General features: G+C 72.6%; 15 protein-coding genes. 11 read left to right on the top strand and 4 right to left on the bottom strand.

Annotated elements, in window-relative coordinates:
- Positions 1-82 precede the first annotated feature (82 nt).
- The 3 genes from OG331_RS08170 to OG331_RS08180 all read right to left on the bottom strand — a co-directional run bounded on the left by OG331_RS08170 (position 83) and on the right by OG331_RS08180 (position 2,210).
- On the bottom strand, positions 83-712 hold the full coding sequence (locus OG331_RS08170; RefSeq protein WP_406193453.1) for an MBL fold metallo-hydrolase: 630 nt from the start codon (positions 710-712) through the stop codon (positions 83-85).
- Entirely contained in the window at positions 712-1,800 is a 1,089-nt protein-coding gene (locus OG331_RS08175) for an S-(hydroxymethyl)mycothiol dehydrogenase (protein WP_406193456.1), read from the bottom strand. The genes OG331_RS08170 and OG331_RS08175 overlap by 1 nt, the downstream gene beginning before the upstream one ends.
- 158 nt (positions 1,801-1,958) lie before the next feature.
- Complete coding sequence (locus OG331_RS08180; RefSeq protein WP_406193459.1) at positions 1,959-2,210, bottom strand: hypothetical protein; 252 nt, start codon at positions 2,208-2,210, stop codon at positions 1,959-1,961.
- 305 nt (positions 2,211-2,515) lie between these two features.
- Here OG331_RS08180 and OG331_RS08185 point away from each other — a divergent pair, with 305 nt between their 5' ends.
- The gene (locus tag OG331_RS08185; protein ID WP_406193462.1) at positions 2,516-4,270 is read left to right on the top strand and encodes an ABC transporter ATP-binding protein; all 1,755 of its coding nucleotides are present in this window, start codon (positions 2,516-2,518) and stop codon (positions 4,268-4,270) included.
- A gap of 78 nt (positions 4,271-4,348) precedes the next feature.
- Here the strand turns inward: OG331_RS08185 and OG331_RS08190 are convergent, their stop codons facing one another.
- Positions 4,349-5,197, bottom strand: coding sequence for a (2Fe-2S)-binding protein (locus OG331_RS08190; protein WP_406193465.1), 849 nt, complete (start codon positions 5,195-5,197; stop codon positions 4,349-4,351).
- 203 nt (positions 5,198-5,400) lie between these two features.
- Between OG331_RS08190 and OG331_RS08195 the strand changes: the two genes are divergently transcribed.
- The 10 genes from OG331_RS08195 to OG331_RS08240 all read left to right on the top strand — a co-directional run bounded on the left by OG331_RS08195 (position 5,401) and on the right by OG331_RS08240 (position 16,790).
- Positions 5,401-6,426, top strand: coding sequence for a FecCD family ABC transporter permease (locus OG331_RS08195; RefSeq protein ID WP_406193468.1), 1,026 nt, complete (start codon positions 5,401-5,403; stop codon positions 6,424-6,426).
- Positions 6,423-7,475 (top strand): FecCD family ABC transporter permease, encoded by a 1,053-nt coding sequence (locus OG331_RS08200; RefSeq protein WP_406193471.1) that lies wholly within the window; start codon positions 6,423-6,425, stop codon positions 7,473-7,475. Before OG331_RS08195 ends, OG331_RS08200 begins: the two co-directional genes overlap by 4 nt.
- Positions 7,472-7,645: a hypothetical protein gene (locus tag OG331_RS08205; protein WP_406193474.1), complete on the top strand. Its 174-nt coding sequence runs from the start codon at positions 7,472-7,474 to the stop codon at positions 7,643-7,645. The genes OG331_RS08200 and OG331_RS08205 overlap by 4 nt, the downstream gene beginning before the upstream one ends.
- Before the next feature lie 43 nt (positions 7,646-7,688).
- Positions 7,689-8,504, top strand: coding sequence for an ABC transporter ATP-binding protein (locus tag OG331_RS08210; RefSeq protein ID WP_406193477.1), 816 nt, complete (start codon positions 7,689-7,691; stop codon positions 8,502-8,504).
- Positions 8,505-8,531: 27 nt separating this feature from the next.
- Positions 8,532-9,551: an ABC transporter substrate-binding protein gene (locus OG331_RS08215; protein WP_406193480.1), complete on the top strand. Its 1,020-nt coding sequence runs from the start codon at positions 8,532-8,534 to the stop codon at positions 9,549-9,551.
- Between the two features lie 91 nt (positions 9,552-9,642).
- Complete coding sequence (locus OG331_RS08220; protein WP_406193483.1) at positions 9,643-10,818, top strand: acetyl-CoA carboxylase biotin carboxylase subunit family protein; 1,176 nt, start codon at positions 9,643-9,645, stop codon at positions 10,816-10,818.
- Positions 10,815-12,506, top strand: a complete 1,692-nt coding sequence (locus OG331_RS08225; protein WP_406193486.1) for an IucA/IucC family protein — start codon at positions 10,815-10,817, stop codon at positions 12,504-12,506. The genes OG331_RS08220 and OG331_RS08225 overlap by 4 nt, the downstream gene beginning before the upstream one ends.
- Entirely contained in the window at positions 12,503-13,696 is a 1,194-nt protein-coding gene (locus tag OG331_RS08230) for an MFS transporter (RefSeq protein WP_406193489.1), read from the top strand. The genes OG331_RS08225 and OG331_RS08230 overlap by 4 nt, the downstream gene beginning before the upstream one ends.
- On the top strand, positions 13,696-15,477 hold the full coding sequence (locus OG331_RS08235) for an IucA/IucC family protein (protein WP_406193492.1): 1,782 nt from the start codon (positions 13,696-13,698) through the stop codon (positions 15,475-15,477). Before OG331_RS08230 ends, OG331_RS08235 begins: the two co-directional genes overlap by 1 nt.
- On the top strand, positions 15,474-16,790 hold the full coding sequence (locus tag OG331_RS08240) for a type III PLP-dependent enzyme (protein ID WP_406193495.1): 1,317 nt from the start codon (positions 15,474-15,476) through the stop codon (positions 16,788-16,790). The genes OG331_RS08235 and OG331_RS08240 overlap by 4 nt, the downstream gene beginning before the upstream one ends.
- Positions 16,791-16,822 lie beyond the last annotated feature (32 nt).

Consider the following 16,822-nt stretch of genomic DNA (forward strand, 5'->3'; position numbering starts at 1 on the left):
ACATCTTCTGTCGTCTTTTGCTGGACTTGCTCCGCTCTTGCCGTCGGGTCACCCGGCCGGGCGCAGCCGCCCGTCGAGTGCGTCAGTGGCCGCGGTCGATCCACTCCTGAAGCTGGGGTGCCTCCGCGCCGATGGTGGTCCCGTCGCCGTGGCCGGTGAGGACCTTGGTCTCGGGTGGGAGGGCGAGCAGGCGGGTGCGGATCGAGTCGATGATCGTCGGGAAGTGGGAGTAGGAGCGGCCGGTGGCGCCGGGGCCGCCCTGGAAGAGGGTGTCGCCGGTGAAGACGACGCCCAGTCCGGCGTCGTACAGGCACACCGCGCCCGGCGCGTGCCCCGGGGTGTGCAGGACCGTCAGGTCGACGCCCGGGCCCTCGATGATCTGCCCGTCCACAAGGTGGGCGTCGGGGTCGCGGTCCGGGTGGGTCTGCTTCCACAGGGACAGGTCGTCGGGGTGGAGCCAGATCGTGGCGCCGGTGCGGTCGGCGAGGGCGGGCGCGGCGTCGATGTGGTCGTTGTGGGCGTGGGTGCACACGATCGCGGTGAGGCGCCGGTCGCCGACGGCCTCGACGATGGCGTCGGCGTCGTGGGCGGCGTCGATGACGATCACCTCGTGGTCGTCGCCGACGAGCCAGACGTTGTTGTCGACGTCCCAGGTGCCGCCGTCGAGCTTGAACTGGCCTGAGGTGACGAGGCGTTCGATGCGGGCGGTCATCAGAGCATCACCACCGAGCGCAGGACGTCGCCGTGGTGCATCCGCTCGAACGCCTTCTCCACCTCGTCGAGTTGGATGGTCTCGGTGACGAACGCGTCCAGGGGCAGCCGGCCCTGGAGATGCAGGTCGATCAGCATCGGGAAGTCCCGGCTCGGCAGGCAGTCGCCGTACCAGGACGACTTCAGGGCGCCGCCGCGTCCGAAGACGTCCAGCAGCGGCAGCTCCAGCTTCATCTCCGGGGTGGGCACGCCGACGAGGACGACCGTGCCGGCGAGGTCGCGGGCATAGAAGGCCTGCTTGTACGTCTCCGGGCGGCCGACCGCCTCGATGACGACGTCGGCGCCGAATCCGCCGGTCAGCTCACGGATCGCGTCCACCGGGTCGGTCTCGCGCGAGTTGACGGTGTGGGTGGCGCCCATCGTGCGGGCCTTGTCGAGCTTGCGGTCGTCGATGTCCACGGCGATGATCTTCGCCGCGCCCGCCAGGTTCGACCCGGCGATCGCGGCGTCCCCGACGCCGCCGCAGCCGATCACGGCGACGGTGTCGCCCCGGCCGACGTTGCCGGTGTTGATCGCGGCGCCGATTCCGGCCATCACACCGCAGCCCAGCAGGCCGGCCACCTGCGGGGTGACCGCCGGGTCGACCTTGGTGCACTGCCCCGAGGCGACCAGGGTCTTCTCGGCGAAGGCTCCGATGCCGAGCGCCGGGGAGAGTTCCCGGCCGTCCGAGGCGAGGGTCATCTTCTGTGTCGCGTTGTGGGTGGCGAAGCAGTACCAGGGCCGGCCGCGCAGACACGCCCGGCACTGCCCGCACACCGCACGCCAGTTGAGGACGACGAAGTCGCCGGGCGCGACGTCCGTGACGCCCTCGCCGACCGACTCCACCACGCCGGCCGCCTCGTGGCCGAGCAGGAAGGGGAAGTCGTCACTGATGCCGCCCTGTTTGTAGTGCAGGTCGGTGTGACAGACGCCGCAGGCCTGGACCTGTACGACGGCTTCTCCCGGCCCCGGGTCCGGCACGACGATCGTCTCCACGCGCACGGCCTCGTCCTTGCCCGGTGCGATCACGCCGCGTACTTCCTGCGCCATGGTGCTCCACCCTTCCCTCGGCGGGTCTTCGTCCACTGCCGACCCTAGTTGTGACTGATCGGTAAGGGGGTGCGACAGACGTCATCCGGCCAGGTGGTCGCCCTCCGCCGGCCTCCGAGCGGCCCTCGCCGATCGGGAGCGGCCCGGCCGGGCCCCGGTCACCTGAGGAAGTCCCGGACCGCCCGGGCCAGGGCGTCCTCGTCCAGGCCGTCGGCGCCGCCGCCCAGGGGCAGCAGCCGGTGCGGTACGTGGACGAGGGGCTCGGCGACGTACCGGGCGGAGAAGCCGGGCAGTCCGGGCTCGACGAGCACGACGAGCACGACGAGCACGACGTCCGCGTGGTCGGCGGCCAGGACGGCCGTTCGCGGGCCGACCTCGTCGAAGGGCCGGACGGTGGCCGCGTAGAGCACGGCCAGGTCGAGGCCGACCGTTGCGCGCAGTACCGGGTCGAGGGCGGTGCCGACCGCGACTGCCGCCAGATCTTGGAGTCGCTCGGCCCGGGCGCCCCACCCCTGCCCCTCATCCCCGGCACTACCCCGCGCCGGTCGGAGCCGAGGCAGCGACGCCAGACGTCCTGGACGTCCTGGACGTCCTGGACGTCCTGGACGTCAGCCTGCCCGACCGGCCCTGGCGCTCGCGGTGGCACAAAACTGGCAGGCTCCGCGGGAGGGCGTCGACGTAGCCTGAAGGCTCCGTACGACTCCCAAGGAGCCCCGTGAGCATCGCCGCGACCGAATCCACCCCGCCCACCTGGCGCCTGCTCCTTGGCTATGTGCGCCCGCACCGGTGGACCCTGCTGGTGGGTGCCGTGCTCTCGCTGGTCACCGGGGCAACGGGGCTGCTCCTGCCGCTGGTGGCACGGGGGTTGATCGACGATCTGTCCCACGACCGCACCATCACCGGGGCGTTGGTGATCATGTCCGGCCTGGTCGTGGCCAACGCGGCGGTGGGCGCGCTCGGTTCGTATGTGCTGCAGCGCACCGCCGAGTCGGTGGTGCTGGGTGCGCGGCGCACCCTGTCGTCGTATCTGCTGAGGCTGCGCATCACCGCCGTGGACCGCAGTGAGCCGGGCGATCTGATGGCCCGCATCACCTCGGACACGACGCTGCTGCGGGAGGTCACGACCGACTCGCTCGTGGGTCTCGGCACCGGAGGGCTCACCCTCGTGGCGACGGTGGCGATGATGGGTGTGGTGGAACCGGTGCTGCTGCTGGTCACCCTCGCTGTGATCCTCGGCGCGGGAACAATCCTCGGCGTGATCGTGCCGCGCATCAACCGGGCCAGCCGACAGGCGCAGGACGCCGTCGGGGTGATGGGGGCCTCGCTGGAGCGGATCCTCGGCGCGCTGCGCACGGTGAAGGCGTCCGGCGCCGAGCACCGGGAGGAGCAGACGCTGCACGAGGCCGCCGAGGAGTCGTGGCGGCAGAGCGTGCGGGCCGCCAAGTGGTCGGCAGCGGCGGGCAACACGGCCGGACTCGCGATGCAGATAGCGTTCATCACGGTGCTCGCGGTGGGCGGGGCGCGCGTGGCGACCGGGGCGATCGACGTGGGCACGCTGGTCGCGTTCCTGCTGTACGTCTTCTACCTGATGTCGCCGATCCAGCAGGTCGTCGGCGCGATCACGCAGTACCAGACCGGTGCGGCGGCGCTCGCCAGGATCCAGGAGGCACTGCAACTGCCCGCCGAACCGGCTGCCGCGCCCGCCCCGTTGCCCTCCGCCGGGGCCGAACCCGCCGCGCTGGCCTTCGAGGACGTCCGCTTCCGGTACGCCGACGATCTGCCGTACGTCCACCACGGGGTGACGTTCGCCGTGCCCGCGCAGGGCATGACCGCCTTCGTCGGACCGTCGGGCGCGGGCAAGACCACCGTCTTCTCCCTCATAGAGCGGTTCTACGACCCCGAGGCCGGGACCATCACGCTCGACGGGCGGGACCTGGCGGACTGGGAACTGCCCCAACTCCGGTCGGCGATCGGCTATGTGGAGCAGGACGCCCCGGTGCTGTCGGGTTCGCTGCGGGACAACCTGCTGCTCGGCAATCCCGACGCGGACGACAACGCCGTCACACGCGTACTGAAGACGACCCGCCTCGACGGTCTGGTCGCGCGGCTGCCCGGCGGCGTCGACACGCTCGTCGGTCACCGGGGCACCAGGCTGTCCGGCGGCGAACGCCAGCGTGTCGCCATCGCCCGCGCCCTGCTGCGCCGCCCCCGCCTGCTGCTCCTGGACGAGGCCACCTCGCAGCTGGATGCGGTGAACGAGGCCGCGTTGCGCGACACGGTCGCCGATGTGGCCCGTACGACCACGGTTCTGGTCGTCGCGCATCGCCTCTCGACGGTGACGATGGCCGACCGGATCGTCGTGATGGACGGGGGCCGGGTGCGCGCGGTGGGCACGCATCGCGAACTCGTCGCGGCCGACCCGCTCTACGCGGAGCTGGCCGCGACGCAGTTCCTGGCGACGGCCGAGTGACCACAGCCGGCCGACCACAGCCGGGCGGCAAACCGAGTACCGACTGACGACGCCCGTGCGCCACCGTGCCCGGACGGCTCAGGCCTGGAGTCTGCGCAGCCGCTCCGCGTCACAGGTGCGGGGGCAGGTGCCGCACGCCTCGTCCGGTCGGATCGTGTAGTACATGCAGCACCCGGTGCGGGTGCGCGTCGGGTGCCGGCGCCCGTCGTCGGTCGTCAGGTGCCGGAAGTCGGCGCCCTCGGGGTACGGGATCGTGGCGGTCGGCAGCAGCCGGGTGGCCGCCTCGACGGCGTCGTCCTCGCGGCCGAGCGTGCGGCCGAGGTACCAGACGCCCGAGACCAGGTCGTCGGCGACCATGCCCCACAGGGCGCGTGAGCGGCGGCGCGTGACGGGGCCTATCGCGTCCAGGAGCGGCCCCATGTGATCGGCGACGACCGCCCGCAACTCGGCGCGCAGGGCCTCCTCATGAGGGACCGTCAGGACCCCCGGCAGGATGGCGGCGGCCCGGTCGTCGGCCAGGCAGGCGAGGTCGCTCCCCGGCGTGAGGGTGAACTCGGCCGAGTCGAGGTCCAGGCGCAGGTCCTCGGGCCGGATTCGCGGCACGCGGCGTTCCAGGTACCAGACGCCGCTCATGAGGAGCGAGACCGTCCACGCGTAGTCGTGCAGGGCGCGCGAGGCGGCGACGTCTCGGCGCGGAACTGTCCCGTGGCGATCGTGAATTCGGCCGGCCTCCGCTGCGACGAAGGCGTCGAGCACGGCCTCGTCCTTCACCAGCTCCGCCGCCGACACTCCCGCTCGGTCCCGATCGCCCCCGGGCCCGGCGATCCGCACGGACAGCACGTCGCAGAGATCGACCAGCCGCGTATAGGCGTCACGGAGCGTATGCGCGACGGCGCCGGCCGGCGGGGTCGTCAGGGCCACGGACATCGGTGCTCCTGTGCGGGTTTCAGCAAAAGCCGGATAGGTAAGCCTTACCTTACACTCGTGATCAAGCGGAAAATGCCAGGTGGGGTCTCCGCGGTTCACGGCAGCTGATCGTCGACTCACGACGACTGATCATCTATCGCGATCACCACAGTGATCACACGGCATTTGAAGTCTAAAGCAAGGCTAACCTAAGCTCACGGCTTGTGACTGCGACCCAACAGGGCGCACCGATCGGTGCGCCCTTCCGTGCCCTCAGGCACGTACCGCTCTTCCTCACCGGCCTCGCCGCTCTGGCGCTCTGCACCGCGCTCAGCCTCGCCCTCGGAGCCCGCTCGGTGCCCCTGGGCACGGTGGCCGACGCTCTGCTCGGGAACGTTCACGGACGCGAGGCCCTGGTGGTGACCGGGCTGCGCCTGCCGCGGACCGTCATCGGGCTCGCGGTCGGTGCCGCCCTCGGGGTGGCCGGGGCCGTCGCCCAGGGCATCACCCGCAACCCGCTCGCCTCTCCGACCACGCTCGGCATCAACGCGGGCGCCGGCTTCGCGGTCGTCGTCGCCATCTTCGCGCTGAAGCTCAACAGCCCCGCGCAGTATGTGTGGTTCGCGTTCGCGGGTGCCGCCGGGGCCGCCCTGTTCGCCCAGGCGCCGGCCCGCCGGGCCGGGGACATCGATCCCGTAAGGCTGGCGCTCGGCGGCACCGTGCTCCAACTCGTGCTGCTGTCCTGGACGTCGGCGGTGATGCTGATGAACCAGCGCACGCTGGACGAGGCCCGTTTCTGGCTGGCCGGGTCGCTCTCCGGGCGCTCCCTGGACGTCCTGTGGCCGGTCCTGCCGACTCTGCTGCTCGGCCTGGTCGTCGCGCTCGCCGTCTCCCCCGCGCTCAACGCCCTTGCCCTGGGCGACGATTCGGCCCAGGCGCTCGGGGTGCCGGTGGCCCGGATCCGGCTGGCCGGCGGAATCGCGGTCGTTCTGCTCGCCGGGTCGGCGGTGGCGGTGGCCGGTCCGATCGCCTTCATCGGCCTGGCCGCGCCTCATCTCGTACGGCCCCTGCTGGGCGGCGATCACCGGCTGCTGGTCCCGGGCTGTCTGATCGCGGGTCCCCTGCTGCTGCTCACGGCGGATGTGCTCGGCCGGATGGTGATCCGGCCCTCGGAGTTGGAGGTCGGCATCGTGACCGCGTTCCTCGGCGCCCCCTTGCTGGCGCTGCTGGCCCGGAGGGTGGCCCGATGAGCGCCGCGGTCGTGTCCACCGGACGGACGAAGTCCACGTCCCGTGCCCGGATCCGGCGCCGCGTCCTGCTGTTCGCGGTGAGTGCTCCGGCCCTGCTGTTCGCGCTGCTCACCGTGTCCCTGACGACGGGTGAGATGCCGATGCCGGCGGGCACGGCACTGCGCGCGCTGGCCGGGCTCGGGGATCCCGGGGACGTGCTGGTGGTGCAGCAGTTCCGGGCGCCCCGTTCGGTGGCGGCGATCGTCGCCGGCGCCGGGCTCGGCGCGGCGGGCTGCGTGCTGCAACGGCTGTTCCGCAACCCGCTGGCCTCTCCCGACGTCATGGGTGTGACCGGCGGGGCCTCGCTGGGCGCGGTCGCGCTGATCGCGGCCGGGGCCTCGCAGACCCTGATCCCCGTCGGGGCGCTGGGCGGCGGGCTGCTCGCGGCCCTGCTGCTCGGGGTGTTCGCCTGGGGCTCGGGACTCGCCGTCACCCGGCTCGTGCTGACCGGGCTCGCCGTGCAGGCGGGTCTCGCGGCAGCCGTGAACCTGATGATCGTGCGCTTCCCCGCCGAGCTCGCCGGGTCGGCGCTGCAGTGGACCACCGGTTCGGTGTACGGGCGGACCTGGACGGAGGTGTGGGGCGCGGGCGGCGCCATGGTGGTCGCGCTCGCCGCCGCACTGGTCACGCACCGGCGGCTGGCCGTGCTCGACCTCGGGGACGACTCGGCCGGCTCGCTCGGCCTCGACACGTCCCGGGCTCGCCTCCAACTCCTCTTCATCGCCGTCGCGTTGGCCTCGCTGGCCGCCGCGCTCGCCGGTCCCGTGACGTTCGTGGCCCTCGCCGTCCCGCACATCGTGCGGTTCGTCACCGGCCCGCCGACCACCGCCTCCCTGGCGCTGGCCGGGCTCACCGGGGCGGTCCTGCTGCTCGCCTCCGACCTGGTGGTACAGCACCTCCTGCCGATCGAGGGACTGCCGGTGGGCGCGGTCACCGCCACGCTCGGCGCGCCCTGGCTGCTGGTGCTGATGCTGCGTCAGAGCACGCCCGTCCGCAGGAGCCAGGGATGACCGGCGTACTTGGCGGCCCACGAGGCGGGCGCTACGGCAACCGCCTCGTGGGCGGCGGCCTCGACCTGACACGACCCGGCGGCCCCGTCACCCCAACGCTCGGCGCACCGCAGCAGCTGCTCGCACTGATGCCGCGCCAGAGCACGCCCGTCCCCACGAGCCACGGATGACCGGCGCACACCCAGAACCCCCACCGGTCCTCAGGAGCCGCACATGACCACCCCCAACCAGCTCACCACCCAGGGCCTCGACCTGCGCTACGGCGACCGCCTCGTGGTGGGCGGCCTCGACCTGACGCTGCCCGGTGGGGCCGTCACGGCGATCGTCGGCCCCAACGCCTGTGGAAAGTCCACCCTGTTGCGGGGGCTGAGCCGACTGCTCGCGCCGGCCGCCGGCATGGTCACCCTCGACGGCGCCGACATCCACCGGATGTCCGCCCGGGCGCTGGCCCTGCGCATGGGTCTGCTCCCGCAGCAGCCGGTCACGCCGGAGGCGATCACCGTCGAGGCGCTGGTGCGCCTGGGCCGGTATCCGCACCAGCGGCTGCTGAGCCCCTGGTCGGCCGCCGACCAGAAGGCGGTGGACGAGGCTCTGGAGCGCACCGGCACCACTGCCCTGCGCGAGCAACCCGTCGACCAGCTGTCCGGCGGTCAGCGCCAACGCGCCTGGATCGCGCTGGCGTTGGCGCAGGACACCGAGCTGCTGCTGCTCGACGAGCCGACCGCCTTCCTCGATCTGCGGCACCAGCTCGACGTCCTCGACCTGGTCGCCGCCCTGCACGCCGAGGCGGGCCGCACCGTGGTGATGGTGCTGCACGATCTCGGACAGGCCGCCCGTTACGCGGACCACATGGTGGTCCTCAAGGACGGCCGCCTCGCCGCCGCCGGCGCCCCGGCCGACGTACTCGACGCGGAGCTGGTCAGGTCCGTGTTCGACGTCGACTGCCGGGTCATCCCCGACCCGGAGACCGGTACCCCGCTGGTCGTCCCCAAGAGCAGCGCGGTGCGGCATGCCGCCGCCACCGCCTGATCACTCCCCTCTCACAGAAGGACCCCCATGCTCAAGCGATACCCCCTGCGCGGAATCGGCCGGCTCTTGGCCGCGCTGCTCGCCGTCGTGCTCGGCACGGCCGTGCTCGCCGCCTGCGGCGGCTCGGACTCCGCCGCCGAGAGCGACACCGCCAAGGCAGCCAACGACAGCTCTGCCTTCCCGCGCACTCTCAAGACCGTCATGGGCGACGTGAAGATCCCCTCCCAGCCGAAGCGGGTCGTCGTGCTCGACACCGGCGAGCTGGACGACGTCACCCTGCTCGGCATCGACCCGGTGGGCGCGGTCGCCCCGCACTTCAAGACGTCGGGCGGCTTCCCGACGTACCTGAACGGCGAGTTGAAGGACACCGTCGACGTCGGCCCGCTCCTGGAGCCGAACCTGGAGAAGATCGCCTCCCTCAGGCCCGACCTGATCCTGTCCTCCAAGGTCCGGCACGAGAAGGTGTACGACAAGCTCGGCACCATCGCCCCGACCGTGTTCACCGAGACCACCGGCGGTGTCTGGAAGGAGAACCTGAAGGTCCACGCCGAGGCGCTGGGCCTGGAGAAGGAGGCCGCGGCCAAGCTCGAGGAGTACGAGACGCAGGCCAAGGCGCTCGGTGCAGCCATCAGGAAGAAGGACGGCGGCACCATGCCGACCGCGTCCGTGGTCCGCTTCATCGCCGGCCCGACCCGCCTGTACCAGTCCAACTCCTACAGCGGCGTCGTGCTGAACGACATCGGCTTCCGGCGGCCCGAGTCCCAGGTCTCCGACGACCCCGAGGTCACGATGAAGGACGTCAGCCCGGAGGAGATCGACCAGGCCGACGCGGACCTGATCTTCGTCACCGCCGCCGACGCCGAGGACAGGACGCAGAAGAAGCAGGTCGTCTCCAACCCGGTGTGGAAGGACCTCCCGGCCGTGAAGGACGGCAAGGTCTTCGAGGTCCCGGACGAGACCTGGATGTCCGGCATCGGCGTCCAGGCCGCCGAGGAGATGCTGAAGGACGTCGCGAAGGCCACCGGAGTGGAGCTCCCGGCGAAGTGACTGCCGCTGACCTCTCGGGGCGGGCCGTACCCGACCGGCGCCCGGCCCGCCCCTCAACCCCCCACCTGCTAGCGGAAGTTGTGCATCCGGCATGCGCCTGTACCTGCTCGCTCTCAATCCCACCGACTCCGTCACCGAGGGCTTTCTGCCTGCCGCGGCCCGGCTTGGCCTGGACGTCACCATCCTCACCGACCAGCCCGACTCCCACCGCCGCGCCTACCCGGACATCGAGATCCTGGAGTGCGACGTCCGTGACTTCCGGGCCGTGATCACCCGTGTCTCGACCCATCACAGGCCCGACGCCGTCTTCACCAACAGCGACCACCTCCAGACCCAGGCTGCCCTGGCCGCCGCCTACTTCGGCCTCCCCGGCAAGGACTGGCGGGCCACCCTGCGCAGCAAGGACAAGGCCGAGATGCGCCGCCGCCTCGCCGCGGCCGGCGTGGACACCGTCCGCTCTGCCGAGCTGACCGAACCGGTCGCACCCGGCGACACGCCGTACCCGTGTGTCGTCAAGCCGCGCGAGGGCGTGGCCAGCGAGGACGTCGTCCTCGTGCACGGCCCGGAGGAGCTGGTGACACACTCCAAGGCGATCCTGGAGCGCCGTCCCGGCACCGTCCTGGTCGTCGAGGAGTACCTGCCCGGCGACCTGTTCACCCTGGAGACCCTCGGCGACGGGCGGGTCCGTCATGTCCTGGGCGGCTTCCACACCGAGCTGTCGCCGCCTCCGTACTTCATCGAGGAACGCCTCACCTTCGTCCCCGCCCACCCCGAGCCGGTCGTCGCGCAGGTTCTGGAGCAACTGGACGCGTTGGGCGTCGGGTTCGGCGTGTGTCACACCGAGTTCGTGGTGCACGAGGGGCGGGCGCGGATCATCGAGGTCAACTACCGTGCCATCGGCGACCAGTGCGACCTGCTGCTCGCCCGGCTCCTGGAGATCCCGCTCTTCGAGCACATCCTGCGCACCCACCTGGGCGAGCCGCTCCCGGCCGACCTGGGCGCCCGCCGGGACGGCGCGGCCCGCCTGGAGTACCCGTGCGCCTACCGCGAAGGCACCCTCGTCGCCGCCCCGGAGGCCACTGAACTCGACGTGGACGGCGTACATCTGACGTACCGTCCGCAGCGCTCGGCGGGTGAGCGGCACGAGCTGTACCGCACCAACCGCGACTACCTCGGCGTCCTGCGGGCCACCGGTACCGACCAGCCGGCCGTGGACCGGGTGGTGGCCGGATTCCTGGCCGAGCGGCGCTGGGAGATCCAGCCGTGACCGCGCCGACCGTTCCGGACACCTGCGAGGCGCAGTTGCTGACGCGGGTGCTCAGTGCGCTGCTGCGGGAGGACGTGGCCGGGCTGCGCACGCGCGGCGCGCTCGTGCACCGGCCGGACGGGGACTGGATGCGCCTGGCGACGCCGGACGGCGGTGCGCTGCTGCTGCCGGTGGCCGAGGACGGCTACCAGTGCGTGTACGCCGCCCGGCTGCCGCTACTGCTGCGCGAATCGGACGGCGCCGAGCTGGCTTCGTACGACACCGTGCTCGGCGCGCTGCGGGCGCTCGCCGAACCGGAGGACCGGGGCGGCTTCGACGCGTTCGCCGAGGAGTGCCGTCAGACGCTGGCCACGATGCGTTTGCACGCCGTGACGCGGGCGGAGGTCATGGATGGCCTCGGGGACAGCCTTCGGCGTGGGACGGGCCTCGGCGGCAGCCTGGTGTTCGACGCCCTCGCCGCCCGTCACGACCATCCCGTCTACCCGACGGCACGGGGCCGCTCAGGGCTCGACGAGGAGCAACTGCGGGCGTACGCCCCGGAGTTCCTTCCGCGCTTCGCGCTGCGCTGGGTTGCCGTGCCCCGGGACGCGGTCACTCTGGCGGGTGCGCTGCCGGAGTTCTGGCCGAGTCCCGCGAACCTTGGACTGCCCGAGGTTCTGGGCACGCATGTGGTGCTGCCGGTCCATCCGCTGACCGTCGACGCCGTGCGCGCCGCCGGACTCCCGGACGGCACGGTGCTCGCCGACCGGGCTCACCTGGACGTCGTACCGACGTTGTCCATGAGGACGGTCGCCACGGTGACCGATCCCTCCGTACATCTCAAACTCCCCCTCGCCACGGCGACGTTGGGGTTGCGCAACAAGCGGACCATCAAGCCCGGCACGCTCGTCGACGGCGCGGCGGGGCAGCGGTTGCTGGAGGCTGTGATCGACCGTGAGCCACGGTTCCGGGACACCATCCTGCACGCCGACGAGACGACGTACGCGCATGCCGGGCACGAGCTGCTCGCCGTCCTGTGCCGCCGCCATCCGGCCGGCCTCGACGACGCCGTGGTGGTGCCGATGGCGGCGCTCCTCGCCCGGGCCCCCGACGGACGGCCGGTGATCGACGGTCTCGCCGACCGGTTCTACGGCGGCGACCCGCCGGCCCTGCTGGACGCGGCCCTCACCCTGCTGTTCGACTGGCAGAGCACGCTTTTCGGCCATGGCATCGCCCTGGAGTCGCACCAGCAGAACGTCTCGCTGGTCCTGCGGCCGGGCAGCCTGCGGCTGTTGTTCAAGGACAACGACGGGCCGCGCATCAACACCGAACGGCTGGGCGCCGTGCTGCCGGGGCCGTGGGGGTTCGACGACGCGCGGATTCTCGGTAGGGACGACGGGCCGGTCGCCGACCTGTTCGCCACGATCAGCGTGCATCTGTGTGCCGGTGCGTACGCGTTCGGGCTGCCCCGGTACCGCCGTGCGCTGCTGGATCTCCTGCGTGACCGGCTGGCTCAGGCCGTCGACCGGCTCGGCGGCGACGCGGCCGACGTCCTGCGCGCCCGTGTGCTGGAGGCCGCCGAGCTGCCGGTGAAGGCGATGGTGTCCGCCGGGACGCTGCTGTCCAAGGAACGGTCGGGCGCGGCCGACATCAACAAGCACTACACGACGGGACCCAACTACCTGCTGCGGGACGGGGGTTCGGCATGAGCGCCCAAGCTCTGCGGATGCCGCGGTCGGGGTTCGGGCGTGGGCAGGTGCACGCGGTGGCGGGCTGCTACTTCGTGGCGTCGTTCGCCGCGCTGGGGCTGCCGCCGTATCTCACCGAGATCCTGCCGGAGCTGGGCGACCGGGATGCACGCTGGGCGGGCGTGCTCTACGTCGTGCCGACCGTGTTCGGTGCGCTCGGCGCCCCGCTGTGGGGGCGGCTCGCGGACCGCTACGGCCGTAAACGGCTGCTGCTGCGCGCCCAGTTGGGACTCGCGGTGTCCTTCCTGCTCGCGGGCTGGGCGGGCTCACTGGCCACGTTCACGGTGGCGCTGGTGCTCCAGGGGATCCTGGGCGGCACGTTCGCCGCGTCCAACGGTTATCTGGGCGCTGCCCTGGAGGGCCCGGCCCTGTCGAAGGCGCTCACCCTGATGCAAGGCAGCGCACGGGCCGCGCTGGTCGCCGCGCCGATCCTGGTCGGCTCGCTGTCGGGCTGGCTTTCCCCGCACCGGCAGTACGCCCTGCTCGCCGTACTGCCGCTGACGGCCGCGCTGCTGCTCGCGGCGCTGCCCGAACCGGCTCCGGCCGAGGAGCCCCGGCGGGAGCCGGAGCCCATATCCGCCGAGGTGCCTGCGGTGCGGTCGCTCAAGGGCCTGTTCGCCCTGGAGTTCGCCTTCGTGTTCTCCACCGTCATCTCCTTCCCCTACCTCATCGAACTCGTCCACGACCGGCTCCCCGGCACCTCACCGGCGCTGACCGGCGTCCTCTTCGCCCTGCCCCACCTGTGCTATCTGGTGGCCGCGCTGGCGGTGCACGCCGCCTTCCGCAGCCGGCCACGGGCCGGGCTCGTGCTCGGCTTCACCTGCATAGCGCTCGGGCTCGCCGGACACGGGATCGCCGGCTCACTGACCGCGCTGATCGCCGTACGGCTGCTGCTGGGCGCGGGCCTCACGCTCGGCCTGGTCTGTCTGTCGGTGCTGGCCGCCGACAGCGCCAAGGGGCGGGCGCCCGGCAAGCTGTTCGGTTCGCTGGAGTTCTTCTCCAAGGCCGGCGCGGTAGCCGCCGGCGTGACCGCGGCGGCCGGCAGCGCCCTCTACGGGCCGACCGCACCCGTGCTGATAGGCGGCGCCGCTGCCGCCGTCACGGCCGCTCTCCTCCCCACACTGCACCTGCGCACCCGCTGGAGCCACTGATGCCCTCCCTGACCGACTCCCTCGGGAGCTCCCCCGAGCTCTCGACGCCGCTCGACGAGCGGGGCGGTACCCCCCTCGCCCGCACCGGCCTGCCCACCGCCGACGCGGCCGTGGCCCACACCCTCCTCAACTGCCTGCTGCGCGAGGTGTCCGGCCCCGAGCACCAGTCCGTCGTCACCGACGGCCGCCTGCTGCTGCGGCTGCCGCGCCGCGGGGTCCTGCTGCGCGTCGCCCTGCGCCGCACCTCGTTGCTGGGGGCGCACCGGTTCACCGGACCGGTGAGCGAGCAGCGGGACGGCGCATGGGCCGAGGTGGACTGGCGGCGCCTCGCCGAGTACACCCACGACGAGCTGTCGCTGCGGACGGGCGTGCGCAACGAGGAGTTCCTGGAGCAGATCGCCTCCAGCCACGGGGCCGTCGACACGGCTCTCGCCGCCACGCGTGCGGCTCACCATCCGACCGACGACCGGTTCTCCACCTACCTCGCCTCCGAGCAGTCCCTCCTCTTCGGCCACCGCTTCCACCCCACCCCGAAGGCCCGCACGGGCGACCCGCGCGCCTGGTCCGCGTACGCCCCGGAGGCAGGGGCCTCCTTCCCGCTGCGGCACCTCGCCGTGCGCGCCGATCTGATCGCCGAGGAACACGCCGACCCGGCGGCCGTCGCCGCCCTGGAGCGGCAGCGCGGGGACGTGCCGGCCGGCTACCGGCTGCTGCCCGCGCACCCCTGGCAGTACGAGACACTCCGCGACCACCCGCTGCTGCGCGGCGCCCTCGACCGCGGCGACGTCGTCGACCTGGGCCCGGGCGGACGGCCGTTCGCCGCCACCGCGTCGGTGCGCACGCTGTACGACGGGGAGACGTTCCTCAAGTTCAGCCTGAATGTGCGGATCACCAACTGCCTGCGCAAGAACAGCAGTTACGAGCTGTCCGGCGCCGTCGCCCTCACCCGGGTCCTGGCACCGGCGCTGGCCGACCTGGCCGAGCGCTTCCCCGGCAACGCCGTCCTGCGCGAGCCCGCCTATCGCACGCTCGCCCTCCCCGGTCCCGACGGCACACCGGACCGCGCACTGTTCGAGGGCTTCGGCGTCATCGTCCGCGAGGGCCTGCCGCGACGGCTCGCCCCGGGCACCACTCCCCTGCTGGCGGCCGCCGTCGCGGACGAGTACCCGACCGGCCCCGCCCACATCTCCCGCCTCCTCGCCGGGGCGGACGAACAGGCGGCCCTCGACTGGTGGTCGACGTATCTGGACCTTCTCCTGCCGCCCGTCCTGGCCGCCTACTTCGACCACGGGCTGGTCCTGGAACCCCACCTCCAGAACGTCCTGATCTGCGTCGACGGCGAAGGCCGGCCCGCCCAGGTCCTCTTCCGCGACCTGGAGGGCACCAAGCTGGTCCCCGACCACCACGAGGACACCCTCGCCGCGCTGCCGCCCGAGGTCGCGGGGCCCCTGACCTACGACGCGCAGCGCGGCTGGGACCGGGTCGTGTACTGCCTGCTGGTCAACCACATCGCCGAGCTGCTGGCCGCGCTCGCCGACCTGCACCCGCAGGCGGAGGCCGCGCTGTGGGGCCGGGTGCGCGACACGCTCCGGTCGTACACCGACCGGTTCGGCTGCCCGCCCCGGCTGTCGGCCCTGCTCGCCGGGGTGCCGCTGCCCGCCAAGGCCAATCTCCTCACCCGCTGGGAGCGCAAGGCCGACCGGGAGGCGGGCTACGTCCGGCTGCCGTCGCCGCTCGCCGAGGACATCCTGCGGGACACGACCGGGAGCGCTGCCCGATGACCGAGCCCACGCCCGCGGTCCACGACCGCATCCTGTCCCTGCCGTCCACCGAACTGCCCGCGTACGTCTACGACATGACGGCCCTGCGCACCCACGCCGCCGCCGTGCGCGCCGCGTTGCCCGAGCGGGTCGAGCTGTACTACGCCGCGAAGGCCAACCCCGAGCCGGAGATTCTGGCCGCGCTCGGTCCGTCCGTCGACGGCTACGAGGTCTCCTCGGGCGGCGAACTCGCCCATGTCGCCAAGGCGGTGCCGGGTCGTCCGCTCGCCTTCGGCGGTCCCGGCAAGACGCCGGACGAGGTGACGGCCGCGCTGGCGACGGGAGTCGAGCGCTTCCATGTCGAGAGCGCGCACGAGCTGCGCATGCTGGCCGAGTTGGCGCGACGTGTGACGCCCGGGCGGCGGGTCGCGGTGCTGCCGCGCGTCAACCTGCCGGTGGCCGACGGGGCGTTGGCCGGCAGCTCCCTGGCCATGGGCGGCCGGCCGACCCCGTTCGGCATGGATCCCGAGCGAGCCGAAGCGGTGATCGGCGCGCTGACGGACGGCACGTATCCGCAGCTCGAACTGCGCGGCGTGCACGCCCACCTGGCCAGCGGGCTCGAAGCCCCGGAGCAGGTGGCGGTGGCCGAGTCCGTCGTCGCGTGGGCGACAGGGCTCGGCGTCCGGCTCGCCGAAGTGAACGTCGGCGGCGGCATGCACGTCGACTACGCCGCCCCGGAGCGGCGCTTCGACTGGGAGACGTACGGCACCGGGCTCGCCCGGCTGAGCGAACGGCACCCGGAGCTGACCCTGCGCATCGAGCCGGGCCGGGCGCTCACGGCGTACTGCGGCTGGTACGCCACCGAGGTGCTGGACGTGAAGCGCAGTCACGGCGAGGAGTTCGCCGTCGTCCGGGGCGGCACCCACCATCTGCGGACGCCGGCGACCAAGGGGCACGACCAGCCGTGCTCCGTCCTGCCGGTGGACGCATGGCCGCACCCATGGCCACGGCCGGCCGCCGAGGACGAGCGAAGCGGGACGGGGGTCCCCTCGGACGAAGTCCGGGGGAGGATCACGCTGGCCGGACAGCTGTGCACCCCGAAGGACGTCCTGGCCCGCCGGGTCCCGGCACCGGGGCTGCGGGCCGGGGACCGGGTGGCGTTCGCGCTGGCGGGGGCGTACGCGTGGAACATCTCCCACCATGATTTCCTCATGCACCCGCGGCCCGGATTCCACTTCCTGGACGGCGGTTCCGGTGCGCGGACAGGCCGGGGCGGGCGCGTCGGTTCGCCTGGGCTTGCCGAGTCCGGCGGGGCGGAGGACTCTCAAAGGTGAGGCCCTCGCGGCCGCTCCTCGTCCTGCCGCGG

The organism is Streptomyces sp. NBC_01017, assembly GCF_045162795.1.
GTDB lineage: Bacteria > Actinomycetota > Actinomycetes > Streptomycetales > Streptomycetaceae > Streptomyces > Streptomyces machairae.

Excerpts from the sequence above, each read along its gene's own strand:
- OG331_RS08215 (WP_406193480.1), top strand. The coding sequence starts at position 8,532 with ATGCTCAAGCGATACCCCCTGCGCGGAATCGGCCGGCTCTTGGCCGCG.
- OG331_RS08240 (WP_406193495.1), top strand. The coding sequence starts at position 15,474 with ATGACCGAGCCCACGCCCGCGGTCCACGACCGCATCCTGTCCCTGCCG.
- OG331_RS08230 (WP_406193489.1), top strand. The coding sequence starts at position 12,503 with ATGAGCGCCCAAGCTCTGCGGATGCCGCGGTCGGGGTTCGGGCGTGGG.
- OG331_RS08210 (WP_406193477.1), top strand. The coding sequence starts at position 7,689 with ATGACCACCCCCAACCAGCTCACCACCCAGGGCCTCGACCTGCGCTAC.
- OG331_RS08220 (WP_406193483.1), top strand. The coding sequence starts at position 9,643 with ATGCGCCTGTACCTGCTCGCTCTCAATCCCACCGACTCCGTCACCGAG.
- OG331_RS08235 (WP_406193492.1), top strand. The coding sequence starts at position 13,696 with ATGCCCTCCCTGACCGACTCCCTCGGGAGCTCCCCCGAGCTCTCGACG.
- OG331_RS08170 (WP_406193453.1), bottom strand. The coding sequence starts at position 712 with ATGACCGCCCGCATCGAACGCCTCGTCACCTCAGGCCAGTTCAAGCTC.
- OG331_RS08200 (WP_406193471.1), top strand. The coding sequence starts at position 6,423 with ATGAGCGCCGCGGTCGTGTCCACCGGACGGACGAAGTCCACGTCCCGT.
- OG331_RS08190 (WP_406193465.1), bottom strand. The coding sequence starts at position 5,197 with ATGTCCGTGGCCCTGACGACCCCGCCGGCCGGCGCCGTCGCGCATACG.
- OG331_RS08175 (WP_406193456.1), bottom strand. The coding sequence starts at position 1,800 with ATGGCGCAGGAAGTACGCGGCGTGATCGCACCGGGCAAGGACGAGGCC.
- OG331_RS08205 (WP_406193474.1), top strand. The coding sequence starts at position 7,472 with ATGACCGGCGTACTTGGCGGCCCACGAGGCGGGCGCTACGGCAACCGC.